The organism is Paenibacillus sp. OSY-SE (genome assembly GCF_000283315.1).
GTDB classification, from domain to species: domain Bacteria; phylum Bacillota; class Bacilli; order Paenibacillales; family Paenibacillaceae; genus Paenibacillus_B; species Paenibacillus_B profundus.
The window spans coordinates 115,124-133,106 of sequence record NZ_ALKF01000202.1 but is presented as its reverse complement, the minus strand read 5'-3'; the positions used below and the strand labels follow the sequence as shown (position 1 = coordinate 133,106).

16 protein-coding genes, 1 tRNA gene and 3 pseudogenes are annotated in these 17,983 nt (G+C 49.8%); 5 read left to right on the top strand and 15 right to left on the bottom strand.

The window, feature by feature from the left end; translation table 11 throughout:
• Positions 1-160 precede the first annotated feature (160 nt).
• The 3 genes and pseudogenes from A372_RS0128485 to A372_RS0128475 form a co-directional block, all read right to left on the bottom strand.
• The gene (locus tag A372_RS0128485) at positions 161-1,390 is read right to left on the bottom strand and encodes a benzoate/H(+) symporter BenE family transporter (protein ID WP_019424343.1); all 1,230 of its coding nucleotides are present in this window, start codon (positions 1,388-1,390) and stop codon (positions 161-163) included.
• A 21-nt stretch (positions 1,391-1,411) separates the two neighbouring features.
• On the bottom strand, positions 1,412-2,155 hold the full coding sequence (locus A372_RS0128480; RefSeq protein ID WP_019424342.1) for a YggS family pyridoxal phosphate-dependent enzyme: 744 nt from the start codon (positions 2,153-2,155) through the stop codon (positions 1,412-1,414).
• Between the two features lie 65 nt (positions 2,156-2,220).
• Positions 2,221-2,409 (bottom strand): annotated as a pseudogene (locus A372_RS0128475) (phosphoglycerate dehydrogenase); the annotation flags it as partial.
• Between the two features lie 214 nt (positions 2,410-2,623).
• On the opposite strand from A372_RS0128475, the pseudogene pdxR reads away from it, so the two are divergent.
• A pseudogene (pdxR, locus tag A372_RS34895) lies at positions 2,624-4,050 on the top strand (MocR-like pyridoxine biosynthesis transcription factor PdxR).
• A gap of 126 nt (positions 4,051-4,176) precedes the next feature.
• Here the strand turns inward: pdxR and A372_RS39345 are convergent.
• The 4 genes and pseudogenes from A372_RS39345 to A372_RS0128450 all read right to left on the bottom strand — a co-directional run.
• Positions 4,177-4,454 (bottom strand): annotated as a pseudogene (locus tag A372_RS39345) (MazG nucleotide pyrophosphohydrolase domain-containing protein); the annotation flags it as partial.
• 112 nt (positions 4,455-4,566) lie between these two features.
• Positions 4,567-4,965 (bottom strand): GNAT family N-acetyltransferase, encoded by a 399-nt coding sequence (locus tag A372_RS0128460; protein ID WP_019424339.1) that lies wholly within the window; start codon positions 4,963-4,965, stop codon positions 4,567-4,569.
• 47 nt (positions 4,966-5,012) lie between these two features.
• Positions 5,013-5,183: a hypothetical protein gene (locus tag A372_RS37720; protein WP_019424338.1), complete on the bottom strand. Its 171-nt coding sequence runs from the start codon at positions 5,181-5,183 to the stop codon at positions 5,013-5,015.
• A 110-nt stretch (positions 5,184-5,293) separates the two neighbouring features.
• Complete coding sequence (locus tag A372_RS0128450) at positions 5,294-5,830, bottom strand: pyridoxamine 5'-phosphate oxidase family protein (protein WP_019424337.1); 537 nt, start codon at positions 5,828-5,830, stop codon at positions 5,294-5,296.
• Positions 5,831-7,074: 1,244 nt separating this feature from the next.
• On the opposite strand from A372_RS0128450, the gene A372_RS36755 reads away from it, so the two are divergent.
• Both A372_RS36755 and A372_RS0128440 read left to right on the top strand, forming a co-directional pair.
• Positions 7,075-7,479: a tyrosine-type recombinase/integrase gene (locus A372_RS36755; protein WP_202803277.1), complete on the top strand. Its 405-nt coding sequence runs from the start codon at positions 7,075-7,077 to the stop codon at positions 7,477-7,479.
• A 389-nt stretch (positions 7,480-7,868) separates the two neighbouring features.
• Positions 7,869-8,309, top strand: a complete 441-nt coding sequence (locus A372_RS0128440; RefSeq protein ID WP_019424335.1) for a DUF3888 domain-containing protein — start codon at positions 7,869-7,871, stop codon at positions 8,307-8,309.
• 155 nt (positions 8,310-8,464) lie between these two features.
• Here A372_RS0128440 and A372_RS36750 read toward each other — a convergent pair whose 3' ends face one another.
• From A372_RS36750 to A372_RS0128420, 5 genes are all read right to left on the bottom strand, one after another.
• Positions 8,465-8,626, bottom strand: coding sequence for a hypothetical protein (locus A372_RS36750; RefSeq protein WP_443146851.1), 162 nt, complete (start codon positions 8,624-8,626; stop codon positions 8,465-8,467).
• 163 nt (positions 8,627-8,789) lie between these two features.
• A tRNA-Leu gene (locus A372_RS0128435) sits at positions 8,790-8,876 on the bottom strand.
• Between the two features lie 169 nt (positions 8,877-9,045).
• On the bottom strand, positions 9,046-9,390 hold the full coding sequence (locus tag A372_RS0128430; RefSeq protein ID WP_019424334.1) for a carboxymuconolactone decarboxylase family protein: 345 nt from the start codon (positions 9,388-9,390) through the stop codon (positions 9,046-9,048).
• Positions 9,391-9,493: 103 nt separating this feature from the next.
• On the bottom strand, positions 9,494-9,733 hold the full coding sequence (locus A372_RS0128425) for a hypothetical protein (RefSeq protein ID WP_019424333.1): 240 nt from the start codon (positions 9,731-9,733) through the stop codon (positions 9,494-9,496).
• Positions 9,734-9,822: 89 nt separating this feature from the next.
• Positions 9,823-10,146, bottom strand: a complete 324-nt coding sequence (locus A372_RS0128420; protein WP_019424332.1) for a hypothetical protein — start codon at positions 10,144-10,146, stop codon at positions 9,823-9,825.
• 258 nt (positions 10,147-10,404) lie between these two features.
• On the opposite strand from A372_RS0128420, the gene A372_RS0128415 reads away from it, so the two are divergent.
• A complete protein-coding gene (locus A372_RS0128415; RefSeq protein ID WP_019424331.1) occupies positions 10,405-11,046 on the top strand; it encodes a hypothetical protein in 642 nt (213 codons plus the stop codon).
• Between the two features lie 40 nt (positions 11,047-11,086).
• Here A372_RS0128415 and A372_RS0128410 read toward each other — a convergent pair whose 3' ends face one another.
• On the bottom strand, positions 11,087-11,701 hold the full coding sequence (locus tag A372_RS0128410; protein WP_019424330.1) for a DedA family protein: 615 nt from the start codon (positions 11,699-11,701) through the stop codon (positions 11,087-11,089).
• Positions 11,702-11,828: 127 nt separating this feature from the next.
• Here A372_RS0128410 and A372_RS0128405 point away from each other — a divergent pair, with 127 nt between their 5' ends.
• Entirely contained in the window at positions 11,829-12,959 is a 1,131-nt protein-coding gene (locus tag A372_RS0128405) for a YkvI family membrane protein (protein WP_019424329.1), read from the top strand.
• A gap of 85 nt (positions 12,960-13,044) precedes the next feature.
• Here the strand turns inward: A372_RS0128405 and A372_RS0128400 are convergent, their stop codons facing one another.
• On the bottom strand, positions 13,045-16,530 hold the full coding sequence (locus A372_RS0128400; RefSeq protein WP_019424328.1) for an AAA family ATPase: 3,486 nt from the start codon (positions 16,528-16,530) through the stop codon (positions 13,045-13,047).
• On the bottom strand, positions 16,527-17,891 hold the full coding sequence (locus tag A372_RS0128395; protein WP_019424327.1) for a metallophosphoesterase family protein: 1,365 nt from the start codon (positions 17,889-17,891) through the stop codon (positions 16,527-16,529). The genes A372_RS0128400 and A372_RS0128395 overlap by 4 nt, the downstream gene beginning before the upstream one ends.
• Between the last annotated feature and the right edge of the window lie 92 nt (positions 17,892-17,983).

Here is a 17,983-nt window from a genome sequence, read left to right as displayed (position 1 = left end):
TCGTGCTGCCATCCAGTTCCCTCAGCACATGACCTAGTATGTCGACCGCTTGATCTATTTCATTGTTGGTTATGTACAAGCTTGGCATAAATCGGATGACATGGGTTCCTCCCGGCAAGACAAGTAGTCCGTTCTGTACCTGTATTCATTTTCACGCCTCCTATTGTTTTTGTTCGGCTTGTTGTACTCCACTCGGCCTGTATTGTTTTTTATGAAATTTCCCATGAATCAATAGATGTGCTGCCAAACCCGCGACAAGTCCCCAAAATGCGCCGCCGACGCCAAGCAAGGTCACATTCGCGGCGGTTGCTAAAAACGTAATCAATGCGGTTTCACGACCCTTCGGATCCGTTAAAGCGTTAGCTAGACTGCCGCCAATTGTGCCAAGCAATGCCAATCCCGCTAACGTTGCGATAAAGGTAGCAGGAAGAATCAAAAACAGAGTAGCCAACGTCACGCCAAAAATGCCGACAACAATGTAGAAAATGCCACAGGCAATGCCTGCAATATAACGTTTTGTCGAATCCTCATGCGCGTCTTTCCCTGTGCAAATCGCTGCTGTAATGGCTGCTACATTAAAAGCGTGCGAGCCGAATGGTGCTGCAAGGAGCGAACCCAAACCCGTTATGGTCAAAATCGGATTCGCGCTCGTCTTGAACCCGTCATTCCGCAATACGAGCATTCCAGGCATGTATTGTCCCGTCAAGGTAATAATAAACAGCGGCAATGCAACGCCCAATAAGGCATGTAACGAAAACTCCGGAACGACAAATACCGGTGATGCGATCGCCAATTGGATCGTACTGAAATCCGCTTTCCCCATACAAATCAAATAAATCAATCCGATTGCCAGTATGCCAACAATCGCATAGCGGGATGTAAACCGTCTTAGCACGATATAAGCGGCAAACAGTACAACGACAAGCAAGGGGTCAACTTTCGCTCCTCCAAAGGCTGAAATGCCAAACTGCAGTAAAATGCCTGCTAACAACCCGGAAGCGATGCCTGGAGGAATAAGCCGGACGAAACGTTCAAACATACCCGATAGTCCTAAAACAATAAATCCTACTGCAGATATCATGTAAGCACCAATTGCTTCCGGATAAGGGGTTACCGCTAATGCCGAAACGAGAAAAGCCACGCCTGGTGTTGACCAAGCCGTAATAATCGGTTCCCGGTATCGATAACTTAGCCATATCCCGGTTACACCCACTCCAATGGAGATCGACCAAATCCAAGAAGCGGTCATTTCGGGACTTAAACCCGCGACTTTTGCTGCCTGAAACACGAGAATAAAGGTGCCCCCGTAGTTGACAATGACAGATATTAAAGCGGCAATGGTCGGCGATATCAAATCGCGGCCGCGCAGCGAAGGGGTTGTTGTGTTCATAAGCGTTCTCCTGCCTCTCTCCTAATCGTCCTGGCGCGCGTTTTCGTTCCAGTAATAGCTATCCGGCAAGTAACGTTGGCCAAATACGCTTGTCCCTACGCGGATGATGGTAGCTCCTTCTTCGATGGCCACCTTGAAATCACCGGACATGCCCATCGAGAGGATATCCATTTCAACACGCGGAAACTTTTTCTCCCTAATTTGTGTTTGAATAGATTTTAATAATCGGAAGCAATGCCGGGTCTCGTCGTTTGTAGCATTCAGTTTTCCAATCGTCATTAAGCCTTTCACGTTTAACGTTTCGAACTGGGACAATTGTTCCACCAACTCCACTGCCGTTTCCGGAGAAGCACCAAATTTACTTTCTTCGTAGGACGTGTTGATTTGTACCAGAATATCCATGGTCTTGTTCTCTTTGACGAGCTGACGGTGCAGGGCCTGCCCCAATTTCAAACGGTCCACAGAATGAATGAGCGTAACATATTTGACAACGTCCTTCACTTTATTCGTTTGCAGATGTCCGATAAAATGCCATTCCACCTGATTATTCTGCTGCATAAGTGGAAATTTGTCCCGAAGTTCTTGCGCTTTGTTTTCCCCAAATAGAGTCTCACCCGCTTGTATAGCCATTTGCAATTTTTCAAGCGGTACGGTTTTGGTCGCCAACAACAATTGCACGCCCTCTATCTTGCGCCCCGAGGCTTGGCAAGCCAATTCCATCTGCTGCCTCACGGTTTTAAGATTCTCTTCAACTAGATGACCCATGTCTCCTACCCTCTTTCTGCTCCACATTTTAAGTCCATAATTACTTCCCTGTACGCTGATTGAACACCGGCCTCTATGACACGCCGAGTGACTTTCGTTTGAGAACTGACGAGCAGCGCATCATAGGGACGGATGATGGAAGTGAGTTCCTCCTCGCTCAACCCCATTATTTGGGCGACCTCCACATCTTCAGCACGCGTCAGTTGCTGCAATCCAAAATCACTTATGGGATCCGATACCAAAACTTTAAACATCGACCTTCCTCCTTCTCTATGTGAAGACTGTACGGCAGTTGAATTGTGGACTTGCATTTAGTGATTGATTCAGCCTGTATAACATTGCATGGTTGAAGAGCGCTATGCTAGTATATCAATAGATGGATTGGTTATATATATCCAAAAACGATGTATTTGAACAATCCAAAAAAAGTACTAATTTCATTCCACATATAAAGGGGGGGGAATCTAATTGATGAAAATAAATCGCGCCGACAAAAGGCCCATTTGGCAGCAATTGCTCGATCAGGCCATCGATCATATTACAAATGGCGTTTGGAAGCCGGGTGAACTCCTGACGCCTTCTCGGGAGCTCGCTCAGCAGCTAGGAGTGTCCCGTTCCACCGTGCAAATTGTGTATGAAGAACTGCTAACCCGTGGTTATACGGTGACATCACGCCGCGGCGGAACGCGTGTCAATGATTGGATTCAGTTCACTGATAAACGGAAAGAAAATACTCCCCCTCTTGTTCCGCCACAGCTTCCTGAACTGCCTCTACTGGTTGAACAGTCGCAACAGTGGTTTAGAAGTAAGGATAACCGGGAATCGGTCATCGACTTTAGTCCCTATCAACCTTATATGGATACGCAGTTTCTAAAAACGTGGCGCAAATCATATTTGAATGCCTCTTCGGAATTAAAGGTATCCTCTTGGTCATACGGCGATGCTTATGGTTTCGAGCCTTTGCGGAGGCAGATCCAACGTTATTTATCGCTAGAGCGGGGAATTCATGTTCAAATGAATCAAATCTTGTTGACATCCGGAGCCCAGCATAGTATTGATCTCATCGCACAAACGCTTTTGACCAAAGGAGACATCGTGACGGTCGAAGATCCCGGCTATCCCGTCGCTTGGATGACAATGAAGTACCGACAAATGAAGATTGCTCCAGTTCCTGTTGATGAGTACGGCCTTGTCGTAGAGAAAGTACCGTCTGAAGCGAAACTCATTTTCGTTACCCCCGCTCACCAATGCGCCGTAGGTGTGATGTTATCGGAACCACGCAGGCAACAGCTTTTGCATCAAGCCGCTCAGCAACGTCATGGATTATCGAAGATGATTACGACAGCGAATTTCGATACCGCGGAGATCCGATGCCTACTTTATTTAGCCAACTTCCACAAAATTGTCTCTATTTAATGAGTTTCTCTAAATTGACTGCGCCAGGCATTCGCATATCCGCTGTTATTGGACCTGCCGAAGCGATTGCTCAACTGGCTCGCGTTCAAGCGTTCACCTATCGTCATCTTCCCGTCATGGAGCAAGTGACATTGGCACACTTCATCGAGCACGGGTATTTTATGCGCCATATGCGACGAGCCAGAAATATCTACCGACGGCGCCACGAAATCATGCAAAAGGCGATTGTGGCAAGTGGTCTCGGCAACAAGTTTACGTTGCGAGGGATTGAAACCGGCTTGCACGTGCTACTGGAAGCGGATGAATCGTTTGACGAGGATACGATGACCGTTCGGGCGCTTCAAGGCGGAGTTCGTGTGCATCAACTCCATTCCTATTGTTTGGTGAGTAAACGCAAAGGGTGGGTATTAGGCTTTGCTAAGGTGGACGAGGGACTAATTGAGGAGGGTATGTACCGACTTGCTGAAACGGTCTTATAGAATGGATGGGGATTCATTCATCAAGGCCATGCCGTAATAAATTTCGTTTCCTTGCTCAAAAGTCAATAATAGAGCCACCGTCTCTGCTATCAGGACTCGTGGCTCTTTGTTGTTGCTCGACTTGGTTTATCTTTCAGCCCAAGTTCTGTGCTTGTTGAGCTCCATCTTTTTCTGACATGCTTCTTCCAATTCGATTTCGAGTTGGTTGGCGAAAGCTAAAATATTGAAGATGACATCATACATCTCCAAGCCTATTTTGCCAGCCGCACTTTTTCCTCCGTTGGATGGAATGAAATGCTTAAAATTTCTTTTGCCAACTCTCCAACTTCCGTCATTAAATACAGGGTTCGGGTCTGGATCGTATTGACGCCGAATCCCTTTTCTTCACTGAACTGCTTGGCATATTATTGCATGCTTGAAATATCCATTGATTTGTCCTCAACCTAATTTTTAGTGTTTTCAGAATTGAAGTCAGGTGCCTATCTTATGAATGCGCACGAAGTGTTCCATCTGCCCTTATTTCTTGCGCTTAATCATAAAACCATTCTCTATTTTCTCAAAGCCGACTTTAGGGTAGTACGCCATTGCACTTGGTGCGGCTAATAAAATCAGTGCGACTTCTTCCCCAATTTCTTCTCGTACCTTGGCAATGAGTTCCTGTCCTACTCCGGATTTCTGAACTTCTTTGTCAACAGCCAGATCAGACAGATAACAACAATAACTCCAATCTGTTAGTGCTCGGGCCACACCGATCATTTTATCCCCAAGCCAGGCGGTCAGCAGGATATCCGCGTTGTTCATCATCGCTTGGATTCGTTCAGATTGATCAATTGGTCGTACAATCCCGCTATTTTTAAACACCCGAATCACATCTTCAACGTTCACATCTTTATTGTTCCTGTAAGTGATATTCAACTCTTTTCGTCTCCTTTCAGCTATGGAAAAGTTGTATTTCACACAAATTAGCTTTCTGTCTTGGCCGCGCGACAAAATTGTTCCAGCGCACGTTGCAAGGTAGCCCGGGGACACGCCAGATTGATTCGCAAAAATCCCTGTGCCTCTTCCCCGAAAACGGAACCTTCGGAAAAAGCAACCCGGGCTTGATGATACATCAGATGCTTCAATTCTTCCACGTTGCGTCCCCTGCATATGGCAAACTTTTTTCATGTCGATGCTGTCATTGCGGCGTAATTCGATGATTTCGGAGAGACTCTACAGGTTCTTATGTATAAATAAAAACATCTTACATGGTTTTTCCAGGTTTGAACATTTTTTCTTCTTCAATCGGATTTTCTTTCGCGGTGATATGATGTGGATCTATTCGGTACACCTGAACCGGACCCCCGAATACTGCTGACCGGTATTTGTCTACATGCTGCTGGGGTAACGGCCGATTATAGTAACCAGGCACATACTTATAAATCATTTCTTGCAACATGTGTGTAGCTTCATCCAGATCGACGATGGGCTGTGCCTTGCCAAAAATCATTACACTCATATACGCTGTGTCCGTCTTGGCTGGCACCGGATCAGTAATAGTTCCATATTCTTCACAAACCGTAAAACAGACCTCCGGATTAGCACCCATAACCTGATTTCTTCTCCCACCGGTGGCTCCATGGAAATAAAGCTTCCCATTTGTCCAAACAAAATTGAGCGGAACAACATACGGCAGATGACCATCGACCATTCCAAGATGTCCAATTCGAGCTTGCTGCAGAAATGTCTCAATCTTGCTCTTGTCCAACACTTCTCTTATCTTGTAACGCACTCCATTCATTGTTATCACTCCTATTGTATTGAAGTATTATTATGTAAGTTTATCAGTCATTGGAATGAATATAAAAGTCCATAAATACAGAATTGTGGCAATCCATATCTGACATTAAGCAATGCTCCCCTAAGTCAGACCTTATAATCAGCGCATACGTATTTAGTCTGTTCCATTTTCACAGTCAATGACGTGAGCACTTGCGTGTCGGGTACCGTCACTTGACTGTGTAGTCTATGCCATTCACATAGGTGTAAGAAAATCGGCAGCAAGGGAAAAGATCATTCAATATCTAGAACGCTATGAACAGGAGGGTAACACCCGTTTTTTTCTAAGTTCATTTTTTCCGCATCTCACCTTAGCAAGGAAGCCGTGGAAGGCGGAAATGATTACATCGCCAAACTGGAAGAATTGTTAACCGAATACTTTCGACAAGCCGCCTCATAAAATTTAGTTAGCTTGCGCTAACTCCGTTACTCAGTCTTCTGTAACTATATCCAGCGTCCTTTTTTGTTAAAGCTATGAGGTAGTCTGTTTTTCGGATTCAATTTATTTGATGTTGGCAAATTTCGTTCTGTTCAATTATTTTCAGTTGTGTAAAGAATGTCTATCAATATGAGAAGACGTCCTTGTTCCTATATCACAAAATAACCGATATTGGTTGCTTTTTTAGGTGTTACTCCCCAACACGGTATTGGGGGCAGCCCGCCCGGATGAGGGGGAGTTCCGGAAACAAGCTGGAACTATGATGCGGACTAACCATCCGCAACTTGAAACAGTTTTAATGTTGCTCTAAATGCAGCCTAAATTTCAATGTACTGTCATTCCTCTTTTACTACTTACATACTCACTGTTTCAAGGAAGGGAGGAATAAAATCAATCATTTTAGGATCGGAAGAACGTATAAAATCCCCAAAGTGGATGTCCTCACCTATATCTCTAGTGTCATGACACCCCAATCCGCCTTCTTACTTTGACGCTTTAGTGCATTGAACTGATTATTGCACTATGATATATTTAAAGAGTCAATGGTAGAAGATAGGGCTGCTAACCAAGGAGGGACAATTTCTAAAGGGTAGCAGCCCACCTACAACAAAAAAAAGGAAACTTTTATATCGTTTTGAATTACAAAGATAAGGCGGGTAAGCGAAAAAGTAAATGGATGGCGACCGGGAACGCCATTAACTTTCAGCATCAAACGATTACCATTAAGCATACGGTCATCCCTGTTTCGTACGAGGGCAAACAAATAATTGTGGAAAAAGGATCGGGCAAAAAACAAATCGAGCTATCGCACCTTGCCGCTCGTTCCCGTCTTCTTGGATCTGCTGCTGCGACTTATGGAAGAGCAACAAACGAACCAGGCCTTGTATAAGGACTCTTACAGCAACCAATATCAGGACTACATTTACGTCAATAAGCTGGGAGAGCGAATCAAGCCGAGGTATATTACTCAACATTTTCCGCTCATCCTTAAGAAGCATAACTTGCGACGGATTCGATTTCATGATCTTCGTCATAGTTGTGCCAGCTTGCTTCTTGCTAACGGTATCAGCTTGAAGGAAATTCAGGAGTGGCTGGGGCATAGCATTATTCCACTACGGCGAACATTTATGCTCATCTCGACTACAGCTCGAAGATTTCTTCGGTGCAAGTGATGAGCAGTACATTGCAAATCCCAAGTATACAAAAAGCCCCTGAATTGTCGGAAAGACAAGTTCAAGAGCTCGTTCATTGTTAGGTTGGTGCGGTCGAGAGGACTCGAACCTCCATGGGGGGTTAGCCCACATGGACCTGAACCGTGCGCGTCTGCCAATGGCATCATTGTCGGGGCTTTTTCGGTAGTACGAAATATCGTAAATCATATCAATTGAAATCCTTTTCTCTTTCACGGCAATTTCATTGCTTGTACAGCTTCATATTTAAAGATGTCTCTGTAACCTCTGTTCATATAATCTTTCGCCTGATCTCGACACACCTCTGTACATGAAATGTTGAGCGAAGAGGAAGTATAGGAAGTAAGCATCTATTTGAGAAGGTAATGGACATGAAAAAAAGCCACATAGCTGTCTCTTTACTCATTATCATGATCATAAGTTTCCCTGCACAATCTAATGCCGCCGGGACACAAGGCTTGCCCCAAGAAGACTCGAAAATACTGCTATACCAAGATATGCTGATGCTCTTTCTCGGTCCGAAGATCGATGCGGCAGTGGCCGGCTATTATGCAAAAACGTTATCCGCCGCTCCGACCGTGTACCCTTATCAGATTGATGTGGTGCAAGCAAAAAGATTGGGAGGATTTCGACAATTTCATTTCATGATCGAACTTGAAGTTACTCCTACTATCGGACCCCATATTACGGTAGGCAAGGATCGGTTGACTTTTGAAGTGGCTCCGACGATACATGGCACAGGAAAGCTGGTTAAGTTCGAGCATTTGGAGACGCATGCGCTCCCGCCTAATTGGCAACACCTGATGAAATGACCTTGAGCGCAGCAAAAAGTCCTCGGAGCAATTCAGGGCTTTGCAATAGACATTTATGAATAAAAAAAGGCTGCCCTAAAGTAGTCAGCCTATCTCTAGCGCAGCCAATGTAAGTGCCACATCCTATTCCAATGGATGTTGGCAATATTATTAGGTTACAACAAATTCCACCATAACTGGGACAGCAGGGTCAAGTGCATCGCCCCCGGGATTGACAGCGTTGTTATGGTTGCTGTTGAAGTGCTGCTCAATTGGGGCACGCTAGTAATAAAAAGGTTGTAATAGGCAGGTGAAGCAGGAAATGCCGCTGCAGCCATGCCAGCGTCATTTATAAATGCTGTGGCTACAATCGTAAATGCGGCCCCCCCCCGTCCCCACCTTAACCTGATAAGAAGTTAGAGCAGATAAATTATAGTCCAAGTTCTATTCCATATACAAAAAAAACCCTTCTGCATCAAGGATTTCGGGATGTATGAGTTATGGTGCGGTCAAGAGGACTCGAACCTCCACGGGTGTTACCCCACTAGAACCTGAATCTAGCGCGTCTGCCAATTCCGCCATGACCGCATATTTAGTAACTTTCATTTTGTAATCATTTTTTCTTAGCGACAAAAAATATAATACCATGTACACAAAGCTACGTCAAGCATTTCTCACAAAATATTTTTAAATCCCCCTGGACCAACCATAATCAGGGGGATTTTTCGCTTGATTTTTTTGTTCTCTTTTCGTTCGCTTAGGTTAAATAGGTGCCGTTAAGCGCCTGCTGCACCCGCGTAACGCCTTGAGACAGCGCGTGTCCGCCTCCGAGGGCGGCTGCGACGGCTACGGCCTCCATAATTTCTACATCGGCCGCCCCTTTGTGCCTAGCCTCGTTCACGTGATATAACGTGCACACCTCGTTATTGGCGAACAATCCGATGCCGAGGGCGATAAGTTGCTTCGTCTTCGCATCCAATGCCCCGTCTGAGAAGCAAGCGCCAGTAAAGACATGATAGGCTTGTACGACGTCAGGCAGGGTAGATTCCAATTCTGATATTTCATTCTTGTAAGCTTGTACCTTGTTATCCATCTCGGACATGTTCGTTACCTCCCCCGCTGTCTCCCGAGATGATGAGTCATTCTCAGGCGCAGCGACCGATCTTTACGTATCCTAGGATAACCTGTCCAAGCGTACTTCATCCCTACTGGCTTTCTTGTTCCGAATCCAGCAGCTCAAGCTCCAAGCGTGGCTCACTGGATGGCTGAATCGAGTATGTGCGGCTCAGCTTGACGACACGCCGGTTTCGTTTGCGAATCATGACCTGTTCTTCATCCCAAGCGACGACCCAGCCGATGATATCATTCATTTTTAGCATATCTCGAACGATACGCACCAGTGTGCCTTCCTGGCGGTAACGGTCCAACACCTGTTCTTCCATCATCCCCTGTAACCTCCATCACTTCATATGTTGTAAAAAGACCTGCAGCACAACCGCTGACAGGTCTTTACGCACGTTTCGACGATATCGGCTTATCCGACGTGTTCCTTCGAATCATTCGTCTCAAACCAATAATCCAACACTTTGGCAGACATGACGCGCTTATGGATGTATTCGACTTGCTGAGTGGTGAACTGTTCCTTCCAAGTAACCTGCAGCTGTTCGCACAGCTTCACAATCGTAAGCAATTCGGACCAAGCCACATATCGTTTGTACCAGAAAAATTGAGGGTGCTCAATCATATAGGGGTACAAATCATCAAACTCCGTATGCTTACATGCCAGCGCCCGCTCAAAATGGTTTTTGGCCTCCGTCAATTTTTCTTGCAAAAATCGAGCTGTTGGTTCATCAACCATATTCGTCGCCCCCTCTCACCTTCTTATTCTTTATTATATGCCAAACAGGTGAATGGAGAAAAGCGGGCAATTCCTGCAATCAACTGCAACAATTGGTTCTGAGCCACGTCTAAGTATAATAGAAGCAGCAAAACGTCATTCTTTAGGATATAATAGTCCTAATTAGCCTCATAACGCTTGTCTGCCTATTTGATTCAGCTATTTAAGAAAGGGTAATATGTTCTAAGCCCGCCGCGAGGCGGTAAAGGAGGTCAGACCATGCAGCGCCCCTTATTTCGACCAAGTCTAACAGCCGCTATTCTGTTAATTAACATAACCTTGCTATTGTACGGATGTTCGGCACAAGAAGGAAGCATGCCGCCGACCAGCACGGAACCTTCCTACGCCAAGCATAATGGAACGGATTCGCGTTCTGCCACAAAGAAGAAAGATAAGAAAAACGAACAGACCGTTATCGCATCTCCTAAGGAAAATTCATCAGAGGGTGAAGGTTCAGTTGCAGAGCAAACATTTGACCGCACCCAGCCGAAGCTGAAGGGCATCTCTCTGAAATCAACGGATAAGGATATCCGCACCTTATGGGGAGAGCCGGATAACCACTTCGTGATGGACGAAATTGATCCGATCGACGTACTCGAATATGGCGGCTTCTCTTTCGGATGCCATCAGAGCGGTGATGTCGTATTCGTCGAAGTCTCAGGAGAAGGCCAATCTACTGGCATCAAGGGATTGAAAATCGGAGACAACGAAGACCAGGCCGAACGCACTCTCGGTAAACCAGACCATGACACCAATTATGTATGGAGCTATGAAATAAAGAGCGCCCTGCTTCGATTAGATATGGATCCGAAGACGAACAAGATTCAATCCGTGAAGCTGTTTCCGAACAACAACGTATAGTATCATTCATACAAGCAGAACGCCTTGATTCTTAATCGAATCAAGGCGTTCCTTTTTCCCGCGTGCGACGCCGCATCATCAAATAAACAGCACTTCCCGTAATAAGAGCGAACACGATAAAGCCAAATAAAAACGGGGTGCCTTTGGCGTGCAGCCAACGCACAGCCGACTGCCAGTGGTTGCCGACCATATGCCCCAAGGTAAGAAACGTTGCTACCCAAATCAATGCGCCCGTACCGGCAGCAATAAAGTAAGTCGACCAGTTCAATCGGGACATTCCCGCCATATAACACGTCAGGTGGCGCAACCCCGGAACAAAATAACCGAATACGATACCCCAGGGGCCGTATTTTTGAAACCAGCGTTCCGTTCGTTCCACCCGTGCCGGAGTTAACTTGAATGTCTTACCGTAGCGGTCTAAGAGCGGCTTGCCAACCTTGCGTCCGACAAGATAACTGATGAACATTCCGCTCAAGCTCCCTGCCAGACAGACGATGAAGGCAGGCATGAATCGAAACGGCCCGTCTACCGTAAGACTCCCCACAAACACCATTAGCGTTTCATCAGGTATAGGGATGCCGACGATTCCCAGCGCCAGTAAGAAAAACAATGCAATGTAGCCATAATGGGATAGCGCCCACATAATTCCGCTCATCGCAAGCCTCCCTTTCACTTGATAACTCTTCCTATATTACCATAACAATGATAGTCATGTCCGACCTTTCTCCATCATACCTTGTATTAATGCGTACAAGCCATGCAAGTTAGGAGGCGGCATTTCATTGAAAAATATGCTGCGAGTATTACAAATTGCGTTTACGTACACAGGGACCGTTGTCGGCGCTGGATTTGCCACTGGCCAAGAAATTTTGCAATTTTTCACCGTATACGGTTGGTGGGCGCCGCTGACGATAGGACTTGCCACCATGCTGTTCGTCTGGCTGGGCACCAAGCTGATGGTCTTGTCCCATCACATTCAAGCGAAGTCTTATGAAGACGTGAATAAGCTGTTGTTTGGAGAACGGCTGGGCGGATCCATCAGTCTATTTACGATGGTCGTCATCATTTGCGTGAACAGTGTCATGCTTGCTGGCGCTGGCTCAGTCTTCGTCGAGCATTTGAATATGAATTACCAGACCGGACTATTGCTGACGCTCTTCGCTTCTTTCTTGGTTATCAGCCGGGGAATGAATGCCATCATCAAGTTAAATTCCTTCGTCGTACCGACGATGCTTGTCTTCACGACGCTTATCATGATCCATACGCTGCAAATGCCCAACGCCGGTCAACTGCTAACGATTTCAACGGATAAGCCTTTCTATGCCGCTTGGACTGCTCCTTTTTTATACGGCGCCTTCAATTTGGCTATGGCTCAAGCCGTGCTCGTCCCTTTGGGCGCCACTATGCCGAGCAAAAGCGTCATACGGATGGGCGGCATCATTGGAGGCATCATCATTGGACTGATGCTGCTGGCAGGTCACTTCGCGCTCTCTGCCCAGATGCCGGGAATTACTCAGTTCGATATACCGATGGGACAAATTGCATCGGGTCTAGGCTTAACGATACAGCTTATTTATATTCTGCTTATTTTCTCAGAAATCTTTACGACCCTCGTATCTGACGTGTATGGCGTGACACTGCAGCTTCACCAACGTACCCGGGCCAATAAAAATCTGATCATTTTCTGTATTATGCTCTTCTGCTATGTCGTCAGCCAATTCGGCTTCCGATCGTTGATGTCATTCTTGTATCCATTATTCGGCATGTTCAGCTTAGTCTGGCTGTACTTGCTTATGCGTACATCCAATCCGCCTAACTTGCCTGCGGATAACAAGCCCGCACCGAATGGCACATCCCATGCCATGACACCGCTGCAGCCCAATCCATCCCGGGCGGACAGAAAAAAAGCGTAATACCGTTATGACTCGGCATTACGCATCTTATAACAAGCCATAAATAAGCAAATACGAGCAATTCCTTATATGTGCCTGCCTAGCGTCACAAGCTCCTTCGTTCCAGCTCGACCAACTTGACATCGGGAATCGCCTCACGAAATATATCTGCGATATGCGGATGACAAGTCGTCATGATAACTTGATGGGTAACGGATAAAGCAGCAAGTGCCTGCACAGCCGATCTGAGCCGTTCACGGTCGAAATTGACCAGAATATCATCCAATATCAACGGAATGGCAACCTTGTGGGACATTGCTTCGGCCAATGCACAACGCATCGCTAAATATAACTGCTCCGCCGTACCTCGGCTGAGCTCCGAGCTCCAGACAAGCTCCCCATCCTTGCGTTCTAGAGCGATGCGCTTCGTTCCGAGAGGCGCGACCACACGCGCATAACGGCCTGCCGTCAGCCGCTCCATATAGAAGCCAGCCCGCTGCAATACGAGCGGCTGCTTCTCCTCCTCGTACAGATGCCGCGTACGCTGAATCAATGTCTTGGCGAGAGACAACACCGCATAGCGGGATGCTTGTTCATCCAGCTTCGCCTCATGCACGGCCGCTTCCTGACGATATGCGGCCCCCTCAACCTCCGTCTTCAGACGCTCATACTCTTGTCTTAAGCGACCTCGACGTTCTTCTCCCTCGCGAATACGGCGATCCAGTTCATCGACCTGCAATTGCTGTTCAGAACAACGTTGCTCCAGCTCGCGTGTATCATATTGCTTCAAGAGCTCGTCCATTGCCGCGAAAGAACTGCGTTCACCGCCGCGGTACAGAATGGCATCCATTTCCCGGATCCGCTGTTCAAGCTCCATCTTCCGTTCGAAATCTGCCGTTCTTTGCTTGAACTGCCCGTCGTCTCTAACCTGCGCTTCCTCAAGCAGCTTCTGCTTCGCTTGGTCAACATGTTCAAGCTCAACCGCCTTCTCATCCCGTTCCTCCAGCAACGTTACCCGCTGCTGCTCAAGATGTTCATATTCCCGCAGCATGTTCTCTTCCTGCTCGATTCGTTCCACGAGACGATAGAGACCGCCCAGCACAGAGCCCATAAACATCGGGTTGTCCGAATCGGTATCCAAAGAACCACTAAGAGCAGGTTGTTGGGAAACCATTGCTGTGGCAGGTTCACTTTCTCGATCGAACGACGTTTGTTCCGCTGCTGCAGCTACCTCTGGATTGTGAACCGTTGTCTTCCCTCGAGGTTCTTCTTCCGTCTCTGTCTTGCCTATATTTACTGAATTGACTGCTGCCATCTGCTGCGCTTGCTGGAACAAGCGCCGGCAATCCTGCTCGAACGATTCAATTTGCCCGCAGAGGCGCTCATGTCGCGCATACAGCCGGTCCGATTGCCGCTTCATTTCAGCTGCCTGTTCAGCGCGCCGGAAATGCTCCAGAACGCCAGCAGGACTCAACCCCGCCGGAAGACCCGACATGTACAGCCACGCTTGCCATCCGGCGACACGCTCTGCTTCCTTCTCCGCCGCTGCTTCCGCTTCCAGAGCTGCCGTCCGCGCCCGGCGTTCAGCGACGGCCAGTGCTTCTGTCGTCAAGCGCATACGTTCCAGCAGAAGTGAACGCTCATGAGCCCATTCGTCCAGCGCCGCGAGCGCCGCGCGTAGAGCAGGGAGCTTCGCTTCCAAGCCCGATTGCTCTCGCAGAGACTGTCCTATGTGGACACTTCCTCTGCCTTCTCTGGAGTGCCCTGCTCTCGATGCCATCCGGCCGCTGCCCATATGGAGTGTGGACGCCGGCATAAGCGGCTGCATCAGCTCAGTAAGCGACTCGACCTGCACGGCCGCTTGATGCTCCGCACCGTCAGTAGCGTAATAATCAGCCACTGTCACTTGTTCATTATTCCGTCCATCTGCGCTGCTCCGGCCAGACGATAAGTACGCCATAGCTGCCACGCCAGCGATGCCGACGAATGCCACCGCTCCGGCTGCAAGCCACTGACCTGCCAGAGCGCCTAATCCGATAGCAGCTGCCAAAGCCAGCACACCGAACAGATAGGCGGCTCCCGACTTCCCGCCTATTCGCGCCGACCGTGTACGTGAATGCCGCTGAGACGGTAAGGGAGCAGAGTCTGCAGCAACGTTCGCCTTCCCGCGCGATGCTTCAGACGACCGCCATGCATGCAGCGCATCCTGCAGCGCCTGCTCCCTGCGCTTGATTTCTTCGACGCGGGCCGCCGGAGGGGCGAAGCCCGTCCCATTGACCCCCGCCGCTTCGCAGCGCTCCAGCGCCGTGTGCGCTTCCTGCCGCTCCGCCTCTGCCGCAGCGGCTTCACGAGCCGCCCTCGCCGCGGCGTCTTCGGCTTGCGCCTTCGCGATACGCAGCGCGTCCGCTGTCGCGAGCTCGGCCTGCACGCGCTCGACGAGGGCGGACGACGCGCCACAGGCAAGCAGCTGCTCCGGCGTCCAGGCCGGGTCGCTCTGCCGCGCGAGGCGCCACAGCTCGGCTTCCGCCAGGCTCGCTTCGGCTTCGGCTTCGCTGACGGATTCACGCCAATGCTGAACCGTATCCGCCAGCTGCGCCAGCCGCCTCGCTTCCGGCGCCAGCTGCAGCAGCGCCGTGTGCGGGCGCTTCGCCGCGAGCCGCTGCTCCATCAGGCGCAGCTTCTCCTCCGCCCGCTTCCGCGCAAGCTCGGCTTCCGCGAGCCGCAGCTCGGCGGCCTGCCAGCGCGCGCCACCATCCGGCGGCCATGCCGATACATCCGGCAGGCCCTCCAGCTCCTGCTTGGCGGCCACGTAGCGCAGCCATGTTCCGCTGACGCTCGCGGCGCGCTCGGTCAAGGCCAGCCGTTCGCGAAGCTGCCCGCGCTCATGGACGCTGGCCTCCAGCTCCACTCCCGCTGCCTCCAGCTGCTGCACGAGCTCATCCACCCGGGCTGCATGCTTCATCCCGGCGCGGCGCGATCGCTCCGCCTGTTCGATCGCCTGCAGCGTGTGGACGATCTCCTGTGTCCGCCCGCGAGGCTTGTACAGCTGCTCGAGCTCCTGCTGCAGCCAACGCTCCGCATCTGCAACGCCGCGTCCGCCGTTCAGCCCCGTGTCATACAAGAAGGCCCCGACGTCCTCGCCCTGCAGCGTCTGAAGCTCGTGCAGCTCATCCAGCGTGATGGCGAACAGGCGGCAGAACAAATCGCCGTTAAGTCCGCCGGCAAGCTCAGCCTCTAGCTGATGCTGATTCATCAACTGGACTTGCCCATTCGCGTCACGTTTATGTATCGCTGTCTGCATCGAGCCGTTCCGTTCTAAGCGTTCAATCGTCCATTCAGAGCCTTCGGCATCTTGGACGATCATCCGGCCGCCATAGGCGCCTCCATGGGCCGGTTCATACCGGGCACTCCCGCTCCTACGCTTCGGAAAGCCATACAGCATCCCGCGAATGAAGGCGGTAATCGTGCTCTTCCCCGCTTCATTCGGGCCAGCAATGAGCGTCACCGCCTGCGAAGTTGATGCATCTGCCAGCGTAAAGACAGCATCTTTCATTTCACCGAAGCCGATAAGATGCAGCTTGATGATTTTCATGCATCCTTCACCTCGCTTTGCAGCCATTCCAATGACAGCAGCATCGCTTCGCGCAGCCAGTCGTTCCGGATGTCGTCTGGCTGCGCGGCAAGCCATTGCTGCAAGCGCGGCTGCTGCCGGAAAGCGCCCAGCGCTTCTTCGAGCAGGTCATCCCGCTTCGCCGCATCGCGCAGGCTCTCATCCGCCAGACGGACAAGGTCGCCTGGGAAGCTGTCCGACGCACGCCATGCGTCTACATCCATATCCGGACTGCATTCTGAGCGAATGCCGACAGGCCATACAATGTCCGTTTCGCCAAAGCGCTCCAGCCGTTCCAGCTCTTGCTGATTCCATGACTCGATCCACTGCTGCACGAGCAACGTCCGCTGAAGCTCGGAGTATAGCGCCGTTCTGCCCGTGAGCGTGAGGCGAACCAGCGTCAGCCGCTCTTCTGCCTCCTGGCGCCATTCATTCATCTTGACATCAAGCAGCTCCATGATAGACTGCAAGTCAGGCAGATCGGTTACCTCAAGCTGCTCATTGCGCCAACGCACGCTATCCAATGCCCTGAATTGCAAGGATGCATGTCCGTGAGCGTCCACATCGACTACATAAGCGCCTTTGGGCCCTGTCTCCTTCACATGTCTTCCTTGAGTATTGCCCGGATAGACGATAAACGGATATTCATGCAGCACCTCGCGCAAATGAATGTGACCAAGCGCCCAATAGTCGTATCCCTTCTCGATTAACTCCCGTTTGGAGCAGGGAGCATACGGATCATGCCCTGCCCGCCCGTCTACGGTAGCATGCAGAAGCCCGATACGATATAGCCTGCCATCTGGAGATCTGTGTGATGAGCGAGAGAAGCCGCCTTCCCTGCCAACCGATTGCTCCGCCTCTGCTGCCTGTTCGGGCACATCCGGATACATGGATGCCAAATTGTCATACACCGCTGAATCTCGATAGGACATGCCGCTGATGACCGCTGCCGGCTCCCCATCTCTACGGCAGGCAATGACCGTACGGGGCTTATCCGCTTCGAATACAACGACGCCTTCAGGCCAATTCCAGCGCACATCTTCATGCAGCGGATCATGATTGCCGTGAATGAGATACACCGGTATTCCGTGTGCGCTTAGCCTTTCCATACCGCGCTGCAGTCGCCATTGCGCCTTTAAGGATCGGTCTTTGCCATCGTATAAGTCACCGCTGATAACCACGAAATCGATATCAGCCTGTATCGCCAGCTCCACCAGCCGCTCCCAGGCGGCAAAGGTCGATTGCAGCACCATATCCTTCAGCGCCTCCGGCAGCTGCGTCAGTCCGCGAAACGGGCTGTCCACATGCAAATCCGCCACATGAATAAACCGAAAGGAATTCAACGCTCCACCTCCTGTCGCTATTATCCCGTCCCGAACTCTTGCTGCTTCATCGCGCAGCCCATAGCTTGCACAGCATAGCCAAGATTACCAGC